The 15,154-nt window shown below is 38.9% G+C and carries 16 protein-coding genes; 5 read left to right on the top strand and 11 right to left on the bottom strand.

Going from position 1 to position 15,154, the window contains the following annotated elements:
* The first annotated feature begins 10 nt into the window (after positions 1 to 10).
* From ACOKFD_RS10985 to ACOKFD_RS10970, 4 genes are all read left to right on the top strand, one after another.
* Positions 11 to 907, top strand: a complete 897-nt coding sequence (locus tag ACOKFD_RS10985; RefSeq protein WP_298996614.1) for a hypothetical protein — start codon at positions 11 to 13, stop codon at positions 905 to 907.
* Positions 908 to 944: 37 nt separating this feature from the next.
* Positions 945 to 2,486 (top strand): glycine--tRNA ligase, encoded by a 1,542-nt coding sequence (locus ACOKFD_RS10980; RefSeq protein ID WP_422857972.1) that lies wholly within the window; start codon positions 945 to 947, stop codon positions 2,484 to 2,486.
* Positions 2,487 to 2,591: 105 nt separating this feature from the next.
* Complete coding sequence (locus tag ACOKFD_RS10975) at positions 2,592 to 4,820, top strand: response regulator (protein ID WP_422857971.1); 2,229 nt, start codon at positions 2,592 to 2,594, stop codon at positions 4,818 to 4,820.
* 72 nt (positions 4,821 to 4,892) lie between these two features.
* The gene (locus ACOKFD_RS10970; RefSeq protein WP_422857970.1) at positions 4,893 to 5,072 is read left to right on the top strand and encodes a hypothetical protein; all 180 of its coding nucleotides are present in this window, start codon (positions 4,893 to 4,895) and stop codon (positions 5,070 to 5,072) included.
* Positions 5,073 to 5,199: 127 nt separating this feature from the next.
* Here ACOKFD_RS10970 and ACOKFD_RS10965 read toward each other — a convergent pair whose 3' ends face one another.
* From ACOKFD_RS10965 to ACOKFD_RS10915, 11 genes are all read right to left on the bottom strand, one after another.
* On the bottom strand, positions 5,200 to 6,375 hold the full coding sequence (locus ACOKFD_RS10965) for a restriction endonuclease subunit S (RefSeq protein ID WP_422857969.1): 1,176 nt from the start codon (positions 6,373 to 6,375) through the stop codon (positions 5,200 to 5,202).
* Positions 6,318 to 8,360 (bottom strand): HsdM family class I SAM-dependent methyltransferase, encoded by a 2,043-nt coding sequence (locus ACOKFD_RS10960; RefSeq protein ID WP_422857968.1) that lies wholly within the window; start codon positions 8,358 to 8,360, stop codon positions 6,318 to 6,320. Before ACOKFD_RS10960 ends, ACOKFD_RS10965 begins: the two co-directional genes overlap by 58 nt.
* Positions 8,353 to 8,553 (bottom strand): helix-turn-helix transcriptional regulator, encoded by a 201-nt coding sequence (locus ACOKFD_RS10955; RefSeq protein ID WP_422857967.1) that lies wholly within the window; start codon positions 8,551 to 8,553, stop codon positions 8,353 to 8,355. The genes ACOKFD_RS10960 and ACOKFD_RS10955 overlap by 8 nt, the downstream gene beginning before the upstream one ends.
* A gap of 321 nt (positions 8,554 to 8,874) precedes the next feature.
* Positions 8,875 to 9,384, bottom strand: coding sequence for a hypothetical protein (locus tag ACOKFD_RS10950; RefSeq protein WP_422857966.1), 510 nt, complete (start codon positions 9,382 to 9,384; stop codon positions 8,875 to 8,877).
* A 135-nt stretch (positions 9,385 to 9,519) separates the two neighbouring features.
* On the bottom strand, positions 9,520 to 9,870 hold the full coding sequence (locus tag ACOKFD_RS10945; protein WP_422857965.1) for a VOC family protein: 351 nt from the start codon (positions 9,868 to 9,870) through the stop codon (positions 9,520 to 9,522).
* Positions 9,871 to 10,007: 137 nt separating this feature from the next.
* Entirely contained in the window at positions 10,008 to 10,295 is a 288-nt protein-coding gene (locus ACOKFD_RS10940) for a YciI family protein (protein ID WP_422857964.1), read from the bottom strand.
* 77 nt (positions 10,296 to 10,372) lie between these two features.
* Positions 10,373 to 10,804, bottom strand: coding sequence for a hypothetical protein (locus tag ACOKFD_RS10935; protein WP_422857963.1), 432 nt, complete (start codon positions 10,802 to 10,804; stop codon positions 10,373 to 10,375).
* Positions 10,805 to 10,862: 58 nt separating this feature from the next.
* A complete protein-coding gene (locus ACOKFD_RS10930; protein WP_422857962.1) occupies positions 10,863 to 11,993 on the bottom strand; it encodes an alpha/beta hydrolase-fold protein in 1,131 nt (376 codons plus the stop codon).
* A gap of 25 nt (positions 11,994 to 12,018) precedes the next feature.
* A complete protein-coding gene (locus tag ACOKFD_RS10925; RefSeq protein ID WP_422857961.1) occupies positions 12,019 to 13,134 on the bottom strand; it encodes a Gfo/Idh/MocA family protein in 1,116 nt (371 codons plus the stop codon).
* Positions 13,135 to 13,149: 15 nt separating this feature from the next.
* Positions 13,150 to 13,698 carry a cysteine hydrolase family protein gene (locus ACOKFD_RS10920; protein WP_422857960.1) on the bottom strand — a complete coding sequence of 183 codons (549 nt, stop codon included), beginning with the start codon at positions 13,696 to 13,698 and terminating at the stop codon, positions 13,150 to 13,152.
* 30 nt (positions 13,699 to 13,728) lie between these two features.
* Positions 13,729 to 14,247 (bottom strand): hypothetical protein, encoded by a 519-nt coding sequence (locus ACOKFD_RS10915; RefSeq protein ID WP_422857959.1) that lies wholly within the window; start codon positions 14,245 to 14,247, stop codon positions 13,729 to 13,731.
* A 126-nt stretch (positions 14,248 to 14,373) separates the two neighbouring features.
* Between ACOKFD_RS10915 and ACOKFD_RS10910 the strand changes: the two genes are divergently transcribed.
* Entirely contained in the window at positions 14,374 to 15,138 is a 765-nt protein-coding gene (locus ACOKFD_RS10910; RefSeq protein ID WP_422861021.1) for an exodeoxyribonuclease III, read from the top strand.
* Positions 15,139 to 15,154 lie beyond the last annotated feature (16 nt).

Below are 15,154 nucleotides of genomic sequence, written 5' to 3'. Positions count from 1 at the left end.
CTAGAACCCCATGGACGCCCAAGATAACAATTTCAATTACAAGATAATCTTTGCTGCACTTGTAGCGGTAATTGTGGGTATTCTCATTGCTTTTTACTACAGCTATGCCCAGTCCAAGAATCAAATGGTTTTTTTAGAGCAGGAAAAATCGCTTTTAGTTAAGGATTTGACTTTGATGAAAGCGGAAGTTGACCGTTTATCCGGGTTGAACGAAGTAAATGAAATTGAGTTGCAGACCTCCCGTTTTCGGGTAGAGCAATTGTTGGATTCTGTGGGTAGGCTTAATTTTAGTTTGACCAAGCTTAAGGAAACACGAAGCTCGCTTCGTATGTTGGAGGTGAGTTTTGATAGCTTAAAACTGAAAAATAATTTTCTACGGTACAACAATCGTCTTCTGGCCGACCGATACGAAGAAACCCAAAAACAACTTCGGGATGCTAGGGGAAGAGCCAGTAATATAGAAAAACGCGAATCTCTATTGCGCGAGACCAACAAGGAGTTGAGTCGGGAATTGAAAATCAAAAGCTATCTAAAATTGCAGAATGCTGAAGGTAGTGGATTTAGACTTAGGGCAGGTAGACCCATAAAAACCAATAAGGCTTCTACCATTGAGAAGTTGAGAGGGTGTGTCACTATCCTTAGCGACCCCTCCGAGCGTGGAAAAGTACGTGTGCTTTATCTCCAATTTTTGTCACCCGAAATGAAGGTAATCGAGGACAATGCAAACACCATTTCTGTTGGCGGGAATACCTATAGCAAAAAGGTAGAAATTGTATATACCGGAAAAGAAATCAGTATTTGTGATGCCATCACCGTGCCTTCAGAATCCCTTGCTGAAGGAATTTATACCCTTAATGTATTTGAGGACGAAAGACTTTTGGCCTCTACCGAATTTCAGTTGAAATAACCTCTTATTTTTTAGTTCAAAAAACTATTTTTGCCCCATGGCGAATCAGGAAGATATTTTCAAAAAGGTTATCTCCCATGCAAAGGAGTATGGCTATATATTTCAATCCAGTGAGATTTATGACGGACTCAGTGCTGTTTATGACTACGGTCAAAACGGGGTTGAGCTAAAAAAGAATATTCGTGAGTATTGGTGGCAGGCCATGGTTCAGCTCAACGACAATATTGTTGGGATAGATGCGGCCATTTTTATGCACCCCACCACATGGAAGGCTTCGGGACACGTGGATGCATTCAATGATCCCTTGATTGACAACAAAGATTCCAAAAAGAGATACCGTGCAGATGTTTTGGTAGAAGACCATGTGGCCAAGATTGAAGCTAAGATTGAAAAAGAAGTAAAGAAAGCGGCCAAGCGCTTTGGGGATAGTTTTGATAAAAAACAGTTCTTGGAGACTAACCCACGTGTTTTGGATTACCAAGCCAAGGCAGATGGTATCCTAAAGCGACTGGGAAAATCGTTGGAAAATGAAGATTTGGCAGATGTTAAGGCGCTCATTGAGGAATTGGGTATTGTCTGTCCAATTTCAGGTTCTAAAAACTGGACGGATGTAAAGCAGTTCAACTTAATGTTCGGTACCAAACTAGGGGCCACTGCAGATTCGGCGATGGATTTATACCTACGCCCAGAAACCGCACAGGGAATCTTTGTGAACTTTCTGAATGTTCAGAAGAGTGGACGTATGAAAATCCCATTTGGTATTGCTCAGACCGGAAAGGCATTTCGTAATGAAATTGTGGCGCGCCAGTTCATATTCCGAATGCGTGAATTTGAACAGATGGAGATGCAATATTTCATCAAACCTGGTACACAAAAGGAATGGTACGATACCTGGAAAGAAAAGCGCCTGAACTGGCACCTTTCTTTGGGCTTGGGTGAAGATAATTATCGTTTCCACGACCATGAAAAGTTGGCCCACTACGCGGATGCTGCAGCCGATATTGAATTTAGGTTTCCATTTGGCTTTAAAGAGTTGGAAGGTATCCATTCAAGAACCGATTTTGATTTGGGAAGCCACGAGAAGTTTTCCAATAAAAAGTTGCAATACTTCGACCCAGAAGAAAACAAGAGTTATGTGCCTTATGTTTTGGAAACTTCCATTGGGTTGGACCGTATGTTTCTAGCGGTTTTTTCCAGTGCACTGCAAGAAGAAGCATTGGAAAACAATACCACCCGAACTGTACTTAAATTACCGGCTGTTTTGGCACCTACAAAGGCTGCTGTTCTGCCACTTTTAAAAAGGGATGGTCTGCCAGAAGTAGCCCATAAATTGGTAGATGACTTAAAATGGGATTTTAACGTGGTATATGATGAAAAAGATGCCGTAGGCCGTCGCTATCGTCGTCAGGATGCCGTAGGCACGCCTTTCTGTGTTACGGTGGATCATCAAACTTTGGAAGATGAAACGGTAACCATTCGTCATCGGGATACCATGGAACAGCAAAGGGTTACGTTAGATGCCGTTAAAGATATTATCTCCAAGGAAGTAGATATGCGGTATTGGTTACAACGTATCTAACCCTGGGCCCTTAACCTCTTTTTTGTAGTAAATTTCTTAGGTAACACACTAAAAGTGATTTAGATACGTTAAAGTATAGCCTTGCACGGACCCCAAATTTTAAAGATGCGAAAGCTATACTTTTTTTTCCTTATTGTATTCTTTTCTAACCTACTCGTAGCACAAGAAAAGACGTTCACGTATTTCGACCCACCAGAGGATACCTCAGAAGAGGAGATCTTGGTGCGTTTGGACAGTTTGAAAAATAAACTGGTTCATGACTATTACAGCAATAACTTTCTGGAAGTACTGAAATATGGAGATTTAGGCCTTAAGCTGGCCGAAAGGATTGACAATCTTGCCTGGGATGTGGAAATCTCAAAATATACAGGGAGTACGTTTATTCGAATCAAGGATACGTTAAGAGCCGAAAAGACTTTTACAGAATCTTTAAAGAAGGCCAAAATTGTTAATGATTCAACTTTAATTGCGGATGCCTACAACAATCTGGGTAACCTGAACAATGAAATAGGACAGGATAAAAAGGCAATTGGCTATTATAATGAAGCGCTTAAAGTGTATCGGGCCAAAAAGAATATCACCCGAGTGTTTGTCATTCATTTTAATCTTTCCGATATCTATTTGGACCAAAAGAATATTGCAAAATCAAAAGAGCATGTAGCTGGCCTTGACCGATATGTAGATTCCATTCAAATGCCCTTGTTACGAGCAGGGTATTACTTTTCCAAAGGAAGATTGGCGTTATTGGAGAAGGATTGGGACAAAGCCATTGAATATTTTGAAAACGATATTGCGCTTTCCAAGCAAAATGACTACACCGATGGTTTGGTGGAAGGGTATGAATACCTGATTGAAGCCAATGTTGGAAAAGGTGACTTTGAACAGGCTTATCTGGTAAGGAAGGAGTCTGATGTACACGTGGATAACAAGCACGAAATAGAGAAAGCGACCGCCATTAATGAGGTGATTGCCCGAATGAACGTGAACCAGTACAAACAAGAGCTTAAGGCCAAGGAACTGGAAAACGAAATGAACCGTCAGACTGCTGATAGGAACAAAACCATTGTTTATTTTACTTTAGCTGCTTCGGTAGTTTTACTAATCTTCGTCTGCGCCATGTTCTTCTCTTTCAAACGGAGAAAAGCACTGGTAAGAAGTCTTCAGGAAACCAACGTGCAATACTTGGATGCTAAAAAGAAAGCGGAGGAGCTGTCCGAGGTAAAAACCAACTTCTTGTCTGCCATCAGTCACGAGTTACGAACACCTTTGTATGGTATCATCGGTATTGCCTCCATCCTAAAACAAGAAAAACCACTCGCAAAATATAAGGAGGACATCACCTCCTTAAAATTTTCGGCAGATTATTTGTTGGCGTTGATCAATGACCTGTTATTCTTGAACAAATTGGATGCGCTGAAGAACAGGGAGTTGGAGAACAAACCTTTTCACTTACGAAAATTGGTGCGGAATATCACCAATTCCATGGAGCATATGCGGGCGAAGAACAACAATCAATTTGAGATTGAAATTACGGATGACGTACCCGAATTTTTGAAGGGCGACTATGTAAAGCTCTCCCAAATACTCATCAATTTGATTAGCAACGCCTGTAAGTTTACGGAAGAAGGAACCATTACGGTTTCCATAACGCCCAAAGAAATTAGGGAAACATGTATTCTGCTGGATTTTAGGATTGCCGATACGGGTATGGGTATTTCCGAGGAAAAGCAACGTGATATTTTTGATGAATTCACCCAAGACATGAAGTCCAACGATTTTCAGGGCACGGGATTGGGGCTTGCCATTGTAAAACGTTTATTGGACTTGCACGATGCCACCATTGACCTAAAAAGTGAGAAAAATGTGGGTACCGAATTCTCCTTTACCATTTGTTATGATGTAACGCAAAAGACCGAAATTGAAGAAGTACCCAAGCAAGAAGTTATAGACCGCAGTATTGTGGGCAGCCATATTTTGGTTGTGGACGACAACAAGATCAACCGCTTGGTGACCCGAAAAATCTTGGAAAAGAATAAGTTCACCTGTACCATTGCCGAAAATGGAAAAGAAGCTCTTGAAATTATTAATGATGAGGTCTTCGATATGATTTTGATGGACGTGAACATGCCCATCATGAACGGTTTTGAGGCTACCCGCGAAATACGGGGCTTTAACAGTACCGTTCCCATTATCGCACTTACGGCCACTGATCCCACCAAATCTTTTGAAGACCTAAAAGGCCTTGGCTTTACCGACCTCATTATAAAGCCTTACGATACGGCTGACTTCTTGGAGGTGATCAAAAAGAACTTTGTGTCTACGGTGAAGATTTAACGTATCCCTATTTTTTTAAAAAACCACTAATTAGTAGTGGTATACCACAGCTTTCGTTTCTACTTTTATCCGATGGAAAAGCAAACCCTTTCTGAATGGATTACCGAAGCCTATGGTTCCCCTTCCGCGCTCAACAATCAATTAAACCATGTCATTTTTATGCTGCACTTTCTGCAAGAAGATACCTTTAGCCCTAGAGAGGTGCAAGATGCTGCAGAATTGCTAAAAGGTTTGGGGGAGGTTTTGGATTAAAGGCTTAGAACTTTAATAATAGCAACGTATTTTGATTTAGTTTGGTTCTGAATGTTGGAAGAAACATATTCTTTTTAAATCTTTTGACTTTAACCTTGGCTGGTGCGAATTACAAATGTGTACGGCTTTAAGCGTTGGTATTTTCAGTGAGTCTGTTTAATTCCTTTTTCTTTCTCTCTACATACAAAACCACGTCCTTAATTACCAATTTGCTAACAGCAGAAATTATTTTGTCCATTGTCTTATAATCAGGTTCATTATTTTTTACAGGAACTTTCATTTCAAAATTTAAACTTTGGGAACTTCTTAATTTTTTTCCAAAATCGAATTTGCCCAAAATCGATTTTTTCATTGAAGTAGAAAAGAACAGCATCGATTGTTTGGAATAACTGACTTTATCATTCCAATAAACTCCTGTATCATCACCTGCACCATAATCGTAATTTCGATAGAAGGTGTTACCAAAAATGTCAATCGTTATTGAATTTTTTGGAAAACTAGCAACTGGATTAGAGATGTAGTTTACAACACCTGTATTTGATGTGCCAGCCATAACAAAAGGAATATCACCTGCAATCTGGTCATCTTTTTTTAGTCTACGTCCTTGTTTTATTTTGTTGAAGACTCTGTTGTAAATGAAATTTGTAAATTCGATTTGGTCATTTTCATAATTTTTTAAAACCTGGTTTTCCTGTTCGTTCAATTGGAAGTCATCTAAATTACTTTTTATTAAGTATGCTTCCATTTTTTCAATTTTTTCCCTTTCCAAACTTGCAACAAAACGCTCCATATAATCAATATCAATATCCCCGTTTTTTTTAATTGGTAATACTAATTCTGAATTAAGAAATGTCTTGTCCACATTCCTAACTAGTACTGATAATAAGAGTGGTTTTAGTTTGTTTAGAGCTGATGAAAAAAATGGGATTGCTAAGGGGGTAATTTCAATTTTCGGAATTATTTTACAAACGAACTGACCCGCATACCAAGGATTTTGGCGATAGAAAAAATCCATTTGCAAAAGACCCAAACTCCAATTGCCAGCTTGGTTTATATTTTGGCTATTGACAAAACCTGTTTTTTGCAATACACCTTGGTTTTGAGATGTTCTTGTTACATAATCAAATTCATCTCCTGAAGCTAACTCATCTGTATTAAAACTAAGTGTATTTTCTATTTTAAATAATGTCCCAACTTTAAATTTACCCCACTCAACAACATTCAAATTTCTATTGAGTGGGGTATTTACTTTCCCAGCTGTTCTTCTAAGGATTTTTGTTTTAAAAGTGTAACTATTTCCCAAGACAAATAGTCGCCAACTGTTTCTTTAAGGTCTTTTAAAGTTGGCTTTGTATCGATCGGTGCTGTTTGATTCCAATCAGAACCGCTGCTTGGATTTATATGTCCTTCGTAGTATTCCTTTTTCGTAAAAATTTTTAGTTTGCTTTTATCAAAACGAACCAAATCAACAACTTCTTGATAACGCTCTTTTGCTTTATCTGTATCTATTAAGTTAGTACTTGCTTTTCTACGGTTTGCCCTAGAATAACCGTCATTAGTAAAGTCAATGAATTTTACCACGTCATCTTTGTGGTGTTTTTCATTTATCTTAAAAACGTAAATATGAGTATTCACACTAGATTTGCCAATAAAAATATCGACAGGCATTTTTATGCTCGCCAAAAGTGTGTGTTTTGAAAGTATTCTTCTGTTAAAATCAGCCGCTTTACCAGAACCTGACGAGCTTTGAATAATTATAGCAGCGTATCCTTTACTCATCATTTCGAGAGCTTTTTCTACAAAAATCATCCCGTTGCCAGGAGCCGAGTAAGGTGGATTTAATATAAAAGCATTCGCAGGGAAATTGGTATCTGTTTTTCCAAAGCCATATTTACCGTCAAAGTCTTTTATTGAGTCGGTATTTAATATGTTAGAACTACCATCGCCCATCAAAATCATATTCAGGATTGCCAACATATAAACACTTGAAAGCAACTCTAAACCAAGTAATTGTTCAGCTTTGATTTGAATTTCTTTCTGAGTCAGCTCATCAGGCGATCGGATAGTATTTTTTGCATCATTAAGCATTTCATTCATTGCTGAAACCAACAAGCCAGCTGAACCCGTTGCAAAATCCCATACATAAGAATCTTTATTTACTCTTGCTAATCGGACTAATAGCGAAGCAACGTAAGCAGGCGTAAGTACAACGTCATTCAACTTGTCTTGCGAAAAACCTAACCAACCGTACATTTCATTAAAGAGTTTGCCTGTAAAGTCAGTTGTCAAACCAATCTTGTAGTAGATACCTAAATCATCTACGATTTTGCCAAATACTCTTTTAAGTTGACTTTCTCCATTTTCAACTTTGTTTATGTTTTCAGTTAAAAGCGTGTTAGATAGCGTTCTTACAATGAGTTGTTTTTTCTCTTCTGGTAGTTCTTTATGACTTAAAAATGATTCAATCTTTTTAATCATTAAATCACCATCTCTATATCCTTTTTCAGTTGATGATTTTAAGTCGGATTTTTCGAGTGGTGCAACTTTGCCTGATATGCCAAGCGTTGCGATAATTGAAGCTGCAACTAAATAAACACGGTCATTTTCTCCTAGGCCTTTTTCATTTTGGTAAATGTCATTATTGAGTTTTATAAGGCTTTGGTCAATTTCTCTTTCTCTTTGATCTTTTAATCTGTCAAGTTCTTCCTGTGAAAGTTGAAGTTTTTTTACTGTCTCAATAAATGCGTCAAAATTCTTAGGTGCTAAAAATGAAAAGTCGGTGTAATCACCAATTTTTTGTCCAGCTCCTAAATTGCTTTTCGAAACATAGTAAACGCCTATTTCGTGCTGAATTCTACCTGCTTCATCTTTGTGTCCTGTCATACCGATTGCAATAATATCGGTGTAGCTTGTATGATGAAGCAATGCATTTGCATAATGAACAGCGCCGTTTACAGCAAATGAGTTAATGTTTTTAAAATGAGCTTCATTTTTAGAAGTTCGGTTTTCAATTTGTCCGTCTTTATCGAGTTTTACGAGTTTGTCTTTGTAGCCTTTGTACTCAATAAGAATAGGGTAGAAGTCTAAATTTATGTCTTGAAGTAATATTTTGGCATCTGGTCGATTTGCACCTGCTCCACCATTTTTAGTATAATAGTCAGAAAGGGCTTTATCAATTTCTGCATTGACTGATTCCTGTTCTAATTTGTATGGTAGTTTATACTTTTTTAGCCACCCGTTCGCTAAATCTGCAATATTCGGTTCTATTGATTGTACTTTCTTAGCCATTATGTTTTCTTTCAATTAGTAAGTCTTTGGCTTCGACTTTTAAAATTTCCGCAATTCGGTACAAGTCTTCCAAACTTGGTTGTCTCACGTTACGAGCATATTCATTAATCGTGTTATAACTCTTTCCTATCTGTTCGGCAAGCCATGTCTGCGAAATTCCTTTGTTCTTTAAAACTTCCTTAATTCGGTTCATTTGAAACCTAAGTTTTGTTTGTTCGGTGTTGAAGGTAGTAAAAACCCACTATTGTATAGTGTAATTATTCATTGTATTGCAGTGGGTTTGTAAAGAGTAAGCTATTTTGGTTTTTCAGCATTGGCTTTTTTTATGCCGCACAACTAGGTTATATAGATGTATTTTATATCGTAATACGTCCAAATATAGCGTACAAACGCAATAAGTCGTAAGTATTCTCTGTAGGGTTTTTAGCAAGTATACCTTACGTGTCTACCAACCTATCTTAGTAGGAGACAAAGTGAGCTAAAATGGCTTAGAAGAGGTTTTGGAGTTTTGTTTCTAATGAAATTCAATGCTTACTTGGGTAATCAACTCATCTTTAAAGCCCAATAAAATAGGATTTTTGATTTTTCTGGGATTGTTCATACACATTCCAGGCATAATGCAGTTAATTTCAAAGCTCTGTAAATCAGCTACTATACTTTCTGTGGTTTTCGTATCAATGATACTGTCGCCAATTTTCAAAACTCCTTCAAACGCTGTGTTTGGAAAGTTTTTGTCCCCATCCCAATTAAAGTTAAAGGCAAGCGTAAGTAGGTTACCATTTACGGTATGAAAGACAAGACCTAGGTCTGTGTAACGATAATTGACCTTGCCAGTGGGGTACTCTTTATACACTTCGGGTTCTCCCAGCATTTCCACAATACTTTGGTATGTGGTTGAATTATCAATTGGGGTTCCGTTCAAGGTAACGGTGTAGTCTTGATTGTAAGTCACTTCAATAGTTTCTTGCCCAAAGCAAATAATGGATGAAAGGCTAAAAAATAATACGGTACATACTAGTTTCATGATGTCTGTTTTTGATTGATGTTTGAGGGTTCGGTTTGACGGTCCCTGGGATGTAGCGGGCTGGCGAGGAAGGTTTGTTCCTTCGTTTTATTGATACTCTTATTTTGGTGAGGCATGAAATCATATTAATATTGGCTATTTAGGTGTAATGAGTCCAATTAGATTACCTGCCACATCTTTAAACCAAGCAAACTCCCTTCCATCAGGTAGCTTTATGGGATTCACAAAAATCTCCCCACCGTTTGACTCAATTGCTTCTAAATCTGAAGTTAGGGAATCAGTTTCAATGTATATGGTAACATAATTCTGCGGATCGTTAGGCCCCAATTGATTTAGGTGCCCGCTTAATGCTTCTTTATTTCCTGTATCAATAATTGCAGAATTTCCATGCCGTGTTAAATCCCAATCAAAGACCTCTTTGTAGAAGGCAGATGTTTTATCAATATCACTGCAGCCTATTTCAAAATGCACTACGGTTCGCTTCATGTTTTCTAAATTAAGACATTAACTCAATACTTTGTAAGGGATGTCTGTAGTTTAAGGTTATAAAATGGTTTGAGAAAGCATTTGGAACGATTTAGAAGCAATGGCGAATCATAACCATTGTTTGTGTTCGTACTTTTTCATTCCCTTAAGAATTCTAATTCTTCACAGGTTTTGCTCGGTACAAATTCAGTCAATTCATAATCTGCCAATTCATTCTGCTTAAAAGGGTCTTTTGAAATAATGTCTTCCAGTTCGGATTTTGATTGCACATTGGATAAAATGATTCCACCTGTTCTTGGGACCTTTCGTCCTGAGGCAAGAAAATGCCCCAATTCATAGTGCTTATTGAGATATTCAATATGTTCTTCGAGAAACTGGTCCACTTTTTCCAGTTCCGTTTTATAGGTCAAATTGATGATGAACATTTGGATTTATTTTCTATTTCGATGTAGAAGATATGAAATTCTGGGGGTCGTTTTTATACAAAAGGGGAACCGCATTTTCAGGCATCCATTTTAATAGTAGTCATTGTTACTAGAATCAAAAGGAATGTACATATTCCTACAATAGTGGTAAAACGCCCCATTTTTTTTGATTTTGTCCAACCAAAGAGCCCAATGACAATGCACAAGAAAACTATTCCCAAAAGAAAGGATACTGCACTAATGTGATTGGATATATCCAATGAAATTGATGAGACGTTTCCGGGATAACCTTTGGTTGTCATCCTAACAATTCTTGTCATCCCAAAGACTGATATAAGAAAGCAACTTGCCGTAAGGGTTGTCGCTTTAAAAATCCAATTGGAGATTTTACTTTCTGTTTTGTCAGTCAATAGATTGGCGATAATAGCTATCGAGAAACCCGCTAAAAGAGAGGCAACCACTATCAGTTGGTTCACAACACTGTTCAGATATTCGGTGTTCACATCCATAAAAAAGTTCTCTTTTAATCGTTATTTCCAAAAGTTTCAACCCTAAGTTGTAAAGGCTTTATCGTTCTTTTCCGTTTTTGGCATGGCTAAGCCCTTTTTGCATTTCTTCTTCAAATGGTGAGTTTGGATATTTGGCGAGTCCTGCATTAAAATATGTAATGGCATTTTGGTAATCTTTATGCTTTAAATAAAATTGCCCAAAACGGTTTTGCCAATAGGCCGAAGCATATCTTTCTGTTGTCAAAACATCTTTAAACTCGGTCATGAAAAGCGTGAAGTACTCAAAGTTGTCCCGCTTCCAAGCCAACCAAATGAGTGCATTTTTTGTGCTGTTATCTATTTGTTTGTCAAAGCCAAATCGTTTGGCTCGTTTTTCGAAATAAGAAGTTAGGTAATCCATTCCGCCTAAATCAATATACTCTTGTATACTTTCAAAAACCAGGGAGTTATAATTATGATAGTAGTGTTTTAGCCCCTTGTATAGAGCCAAATGAGGTAATGATTCATGTATTTCCTCATTGAACAAGCGGTATTTCCAAATGAGACTTTTAGGTGCATGGTTCTTCAGCACTTCTTGGAATGCATCCGTGTAACTTATGTTATAAATATCCTTTCTGGAATTGGCCATGAACAGGTACACCTCTTTTTTGGAGGTAAATCCTTTCACCAGATTCTCGGAGGCATAGCCCCCATCAGAGATAATGGCCCCATCAAACACCTCATTTTGTAGAATTAATTCGCTTATATAATAAGCTGCATCTTCCCATCCAAAAATGACCCGTTTTTCACTTGTCCTGTAGTTGGAGTCTACATAATGAACCACTTCTTTGATTAAAAAATCAGTGAATTTTTCACTTTCGTCGCCAAATAATGTTCGCCTTAACGGATTGGTAGTTGTAATGCCTACCACAATCATTTCTGGAATAGCACGAGGGTTTTTTATAGCCTTTTGAACAGCCACCCCGCTCAGAAAATATCGTTGTCCATCTAAAATAAATAGCACAGGATATTCCTCAGTAGTATTTGAGTATGAATCTGGGGTATAAATTTGAATCGTTCTATCTTGGTTTAGTATGGAAGACGTAATGGTATGGTTTATCCCAATAGTAATGGGAGAATTATCCTCCTGGGCTGCACATAGTCCTGTATTTACAAAACAAAATAGGGTGAAAATGAGCAATCTTTTCATAGGGTGGGTTTCTTCATAATGGTTTCTAATGTTCTATATCGGTCAAAGAAACCGTCTTTCCGGTTTCGGCACTTTCCCGAGCAGCATCCAAAATTTCCATAACCACCATATTGTTTTCCAAGGTAGAAAGGCTGTAAGGGGATAGGCTTACACTTCCTTTTACTACGGCAGCCAATAAAGAAAAAGGATCATTGTAGGGTGCCTCTCGTTCAGCCAAAGTGGTTTTTTCTTCTTCAAACCCATCATAGCCTTCTGCTATCCGCACGCGTAGGTCGTTTCGGTTGTCGGCGTAAATGGCTCCCGTTAACCCATAGAGTTCCATGTCTTTTCGGCCTATGGGCCAATTCCAAGAGGCTTCGATGATGGCTTGGGCCGTATCATAGGTAAGGAGTATGGTGGCGTCATCATCCACCTTGGGGTTATTTTCAGCTTGTAGTTGTTGGGTAATGGCAGTTACCGTATTCGGTCGTTTTCCCTGCATCAGCCAGGTCATAAGATTGGCCCCGTAGCAACCAAAATCGGTTATTGCACCACCTCCATTTTCCTTGGGGTCGGTGAGCCAGTCCAAAAACTCTTTGTTCACCCCAATTTTTTTTGGCCCTCTATGTCCATCACGCACAATCACTTTTCGCAAATCCCCAATCTTACCTTCATCCAACAGTGCTTTGGCTTTATGATTGGTAGGGTACCAGGTGGTTTCATAATTCGTGAGCAGGTGTATGTTGTGCTTTTCGGCCAAGGCTTTCATCTTTTGGGCATGGTCCATGCTCACGGCCAAGGGTTTTTCCACCATCACGTGGATGCCTTTAGGTGCACAGGTTTCCACTACTTTCAAATGGTCATAAATGGTTCCAAAAGCGGTGACCGCTTCGGGACGGGTCGCCGCAATCATTTCATCCAAAGAGTCATATACCAAATCCATGGAAAAGCCATGCTGCTCTGCATAGCGTTGGGCCAAATCCCGATTGGGTTCGGCAATACCCACAATTTTAATATCTCCAATATCGTCCCTTCCCAAAATCCAGTGTACATGGGTATGGGTTAAGCCCGCCACACCCACTTTCAAAGGTTTTTCTTGGGATTGGATGTTGGATGATACCATCATAACCATACTGAATAGAAAAAGAAAGTGATGTTTCATTGGGCTAGTTACCATTTATAGTTCGCTCAAAAGGGTATGCGTATCCTTAATAGTGGCAAATTCATCCTTGAGGTTGGCCAGTTCTATCTGGTGTATCATATCGGCTCCAATAAATTCTCCATCAATCCCTTTTTTGCTAAAGGCGGCTGTAGCATCGGAAATTAGGGTCACATCAAAACCCAAATTGGCGGCCATACGGGTAGAGGTGGAAATGCAATGTTCCGTGGTCAATCCGGTTATGACCACCTTATCAATGCCTTTTTGTTGCAATTGTTGCTCAAGGTCGGTTCCGATAAAGGCGCTGTTCACATTCTTTTGGATAATGGGTTCTCCATTTTCAGGGGTTACTCCCGGATAAAAAGCATGGGTTTCCTTTGAAGGGTATAGCGGTGATTCCAAATTGGTGGAGCAGTGCTGCACATGAAATATGGGCAACCCTTTTTCTCTAAAATTGCTCAAGATTTTACTGCAATTTTCCTCAGCTTGGGGATTGTTCCGTTCTTCTCCGTAATATCCGGTTTCTTGAATTCCTTTTTGAATGTCGATGAGTAATAATGCGGTCATAGGTAGTAAAGCTTATGACCAATTTAGGGATTAAAAACGGAAACCTATGGACAATCCGCCACGGTACATAAAGTCATCTTGAAAATCTTCGGGATTGATGTTTCTTCCGAAACCTGCAAAGATTTCCAGGCTGAACTTTTCACTTCGCGTCACCCATTTATTTCCCAATCCCAGACCTAAAGCTACCGTACTATAATCATTGTTCCTAAAGCCGATTTCATCTTCGGAAATTTCATCTTCACCTGTGTAATACAGGCCAAAGGCTTCTGCAAAAAACCCGCTTCGGGGTTGATAACCAAAGTAGGCCCTGAAGTTGGGACCTATTCCAAAGTTTCCATTGAAGTCGGTAGCATCATTGTCAAAATAGACGGTTCCCCCTATACTGGTATCCCCGCTGAAGAAATACTCGTATGAGCCTTCAACTGTAGTGGTGGCCAAAAACAGTCCAATATTAAATTTCAGTTCGTTGTTATTGTCGAATCTAGGATAGGCCTGCCCTATGGCAAGATATCCAGAAAACAAAACGATAAAGAATAGTATTCGTTTCATGGTCAAGGGTTTAAACACTATTGACACAATCAATTAGTGTTCCAAAAAACAAAGGTAATGGCTTCTTTGGTCAAAATGGTTTTAAAGAGCCGTGCACAATGGTTATTTTTAGTGAAAAATATGAGCATGACCATAGTTTCCTATAATGTAAATGGTATTCGAGCGGCCCTGAACAAAGGGTTCATTGATTGGTTGGCAAGCGTAAACCCTGATGTGGTTTGCTTGCAAGAGACGAAAGCCCTAAAAGAACAAGTGAATGTTGAAGCTTTTGAAAAGGCGGGATACCCTTTTCATTACTGGTTCAGTGCTGAGAAGAAAGGGTATAGTGGGGTGGCCTTGTTGTGCAAAGAACAACCAGACCATATTGAATATGGAACGGGTATAGATTATATGGATCATGAGGGAAGAAATATCCGAGCAGATTTTGGGGACCTTTCGGTGATGAGCATGTACCTTCCTTCAGGAACCAACATGGACCGTTTGGAGTTTAAACTTACGTACATGGCGGACTTTCAGAAGTATGCCAATACACTCAGAAACGATAGACCTAACTTGATTGTTTGCGGCGATTACAACATTTGCCATGAAGCTATTGATATTCATGACCCAGTGCGAAACAAAAATGTTTCTGGCTTTTTGCCCGTGGAACGCGAATGGATTGGGAATTTTATGCAAAGTGGTTTCATTGATAGCTTTCGACACTTTAACAAAGAACCCCACAATTACACGTGGTGGAGTTACAGGGCCAATTCCCGAGCCAACAATAAGGGTTGGCGTTTGGATTATGGTATGGTAGCCAATTCGCTGGAAAACCGATTAAAGCGTTCCGTAATTCTTTCAGAAGCCAAACATAGTGATCATTGTCCCATTTTACTAGAGGTGGAAAAATAACGATAGGTTAAAATCC

This window comes from Flagellimonas ulvae (assembly GCF_049333175.1).
GTDB lineage: Bacteria > Bacteroidota > Bacteroidia > Flavobacteriales > Flavobacteriaceae > Flagellimonas.
This window is presented reverse-complemented; position numbering and strand designations above follow the sequence as displayed.

Excerpts from the sequence above, each read along its gene's own strand:
- ACOKFD_RS10985 (WP_298996614.1), top strand. The coding sequence starts at position 11 with ATGGACGCCCAAGATAACAATTTCAATTACAAGATAATCTTTGCTGCA.
- ACOKFD_RS10980 (WP_422857972.1), top strand. The coding sequence starts at position 945 with ATGGCGAATCAGGAAGATATTTTCAAAAAGGTTATCTCCCATGCAAAG.
- ACOKFD_RS10975 (WP_422857971.1), top strand. The coding sequence starts at position 2,592 with ATGCGAAAGCTATACTTTTTTTTCCTTATTGTATTCTTTTCTAACCTA.
- ACOKFD_RS10970 (WP_422857970.1), top strand. The coding sequence starts at position 4,893 with ATGGAAAAGCAAACCCTTTCTGAATGGATTACCGAAGCCTATGGTTCC.
- ACOKFD_RS10960 (WP_422857968.1), bottom strand. The coding sequence starts at position 8,360 with ATGGCTAAGAAAGTACAATCAATAGAACCGAATATTGCAGATTTAGCG.
- ACOKFD_RS10955 (WP_422857967.1), bottom strand. The coding sequence starts at position 8,553 with ATGAACCGAATTAAGGAAGTTTTAAAGAACAAAGGAATTTCGCAGACA.
- ACOKFD_RS10950 (WP_422857966.1), bottom strand. The coding sequence starts at position 9,384 with ATGAAACTAGTATGTACCGTATTATTTTTTAGCCTTTCATCCATTATT.
- ACOKFD_RS10945 (WP_422857965.1), bottom strand. The coding sequence starts at position 9,870 with ATGAAGCGAACCGTAGTGCATTTTGAAATAGGCTGCAGTGATATTGAT.
- ACOKFD_RS10940 (WP_422857964.1), bottom strand. The coding sequence starts at position 10,295 with ATGTTCATCATCAATTTGACCTATAAAACGGAACTGGAAAAAGTGGAC.
- ACOKFD_RS10935 (WP_422857963.1), bottom strand. The coding sequence starts at position 10,804 with ATGGATGTGAACACCGAATATCTGAACAGTGTTGTGAACCAACTGATA.
- ACOKFD_RS10930 (WP_422857962.1), bottom strand. The coding sequence starts at position 11,993 with ATGAAAAGATTGCTCATTTTCACCCTATTTTGTTTTGTAAATACAGGA.
- ACOKFD_RS10925 (WP_422857961.1), bottom strand. The coding sequence starts at position 13,134 with ATGAAACATCACTTTCTTTTTCTATTCAGTATGGTTATGATGGTATCA.
- ACOKFD_RS10920 (WP_422857960.1), bottom strand. The coding sequence starts at position 13,698 with ATGACCGCATTATTACTCATCGACATTCAAAAAGGAATTCAAGAAACC.
- ACOKFD_RS10915 (WP_422857959.1), bottom strand. The coding sequence starts at position 14,247 with ATGAAACGAATACTATTCTTTATCGTTTTGTTTTCTGGATATCTTGCC.
- ACOKFD_RS10910 (WP_422861021.1), top strand. The coding sequence starts at position 14,374 with ATGACCATAGTTTCCTATAATGTAAATGGTATTCGAGCGGCCCTGAAC.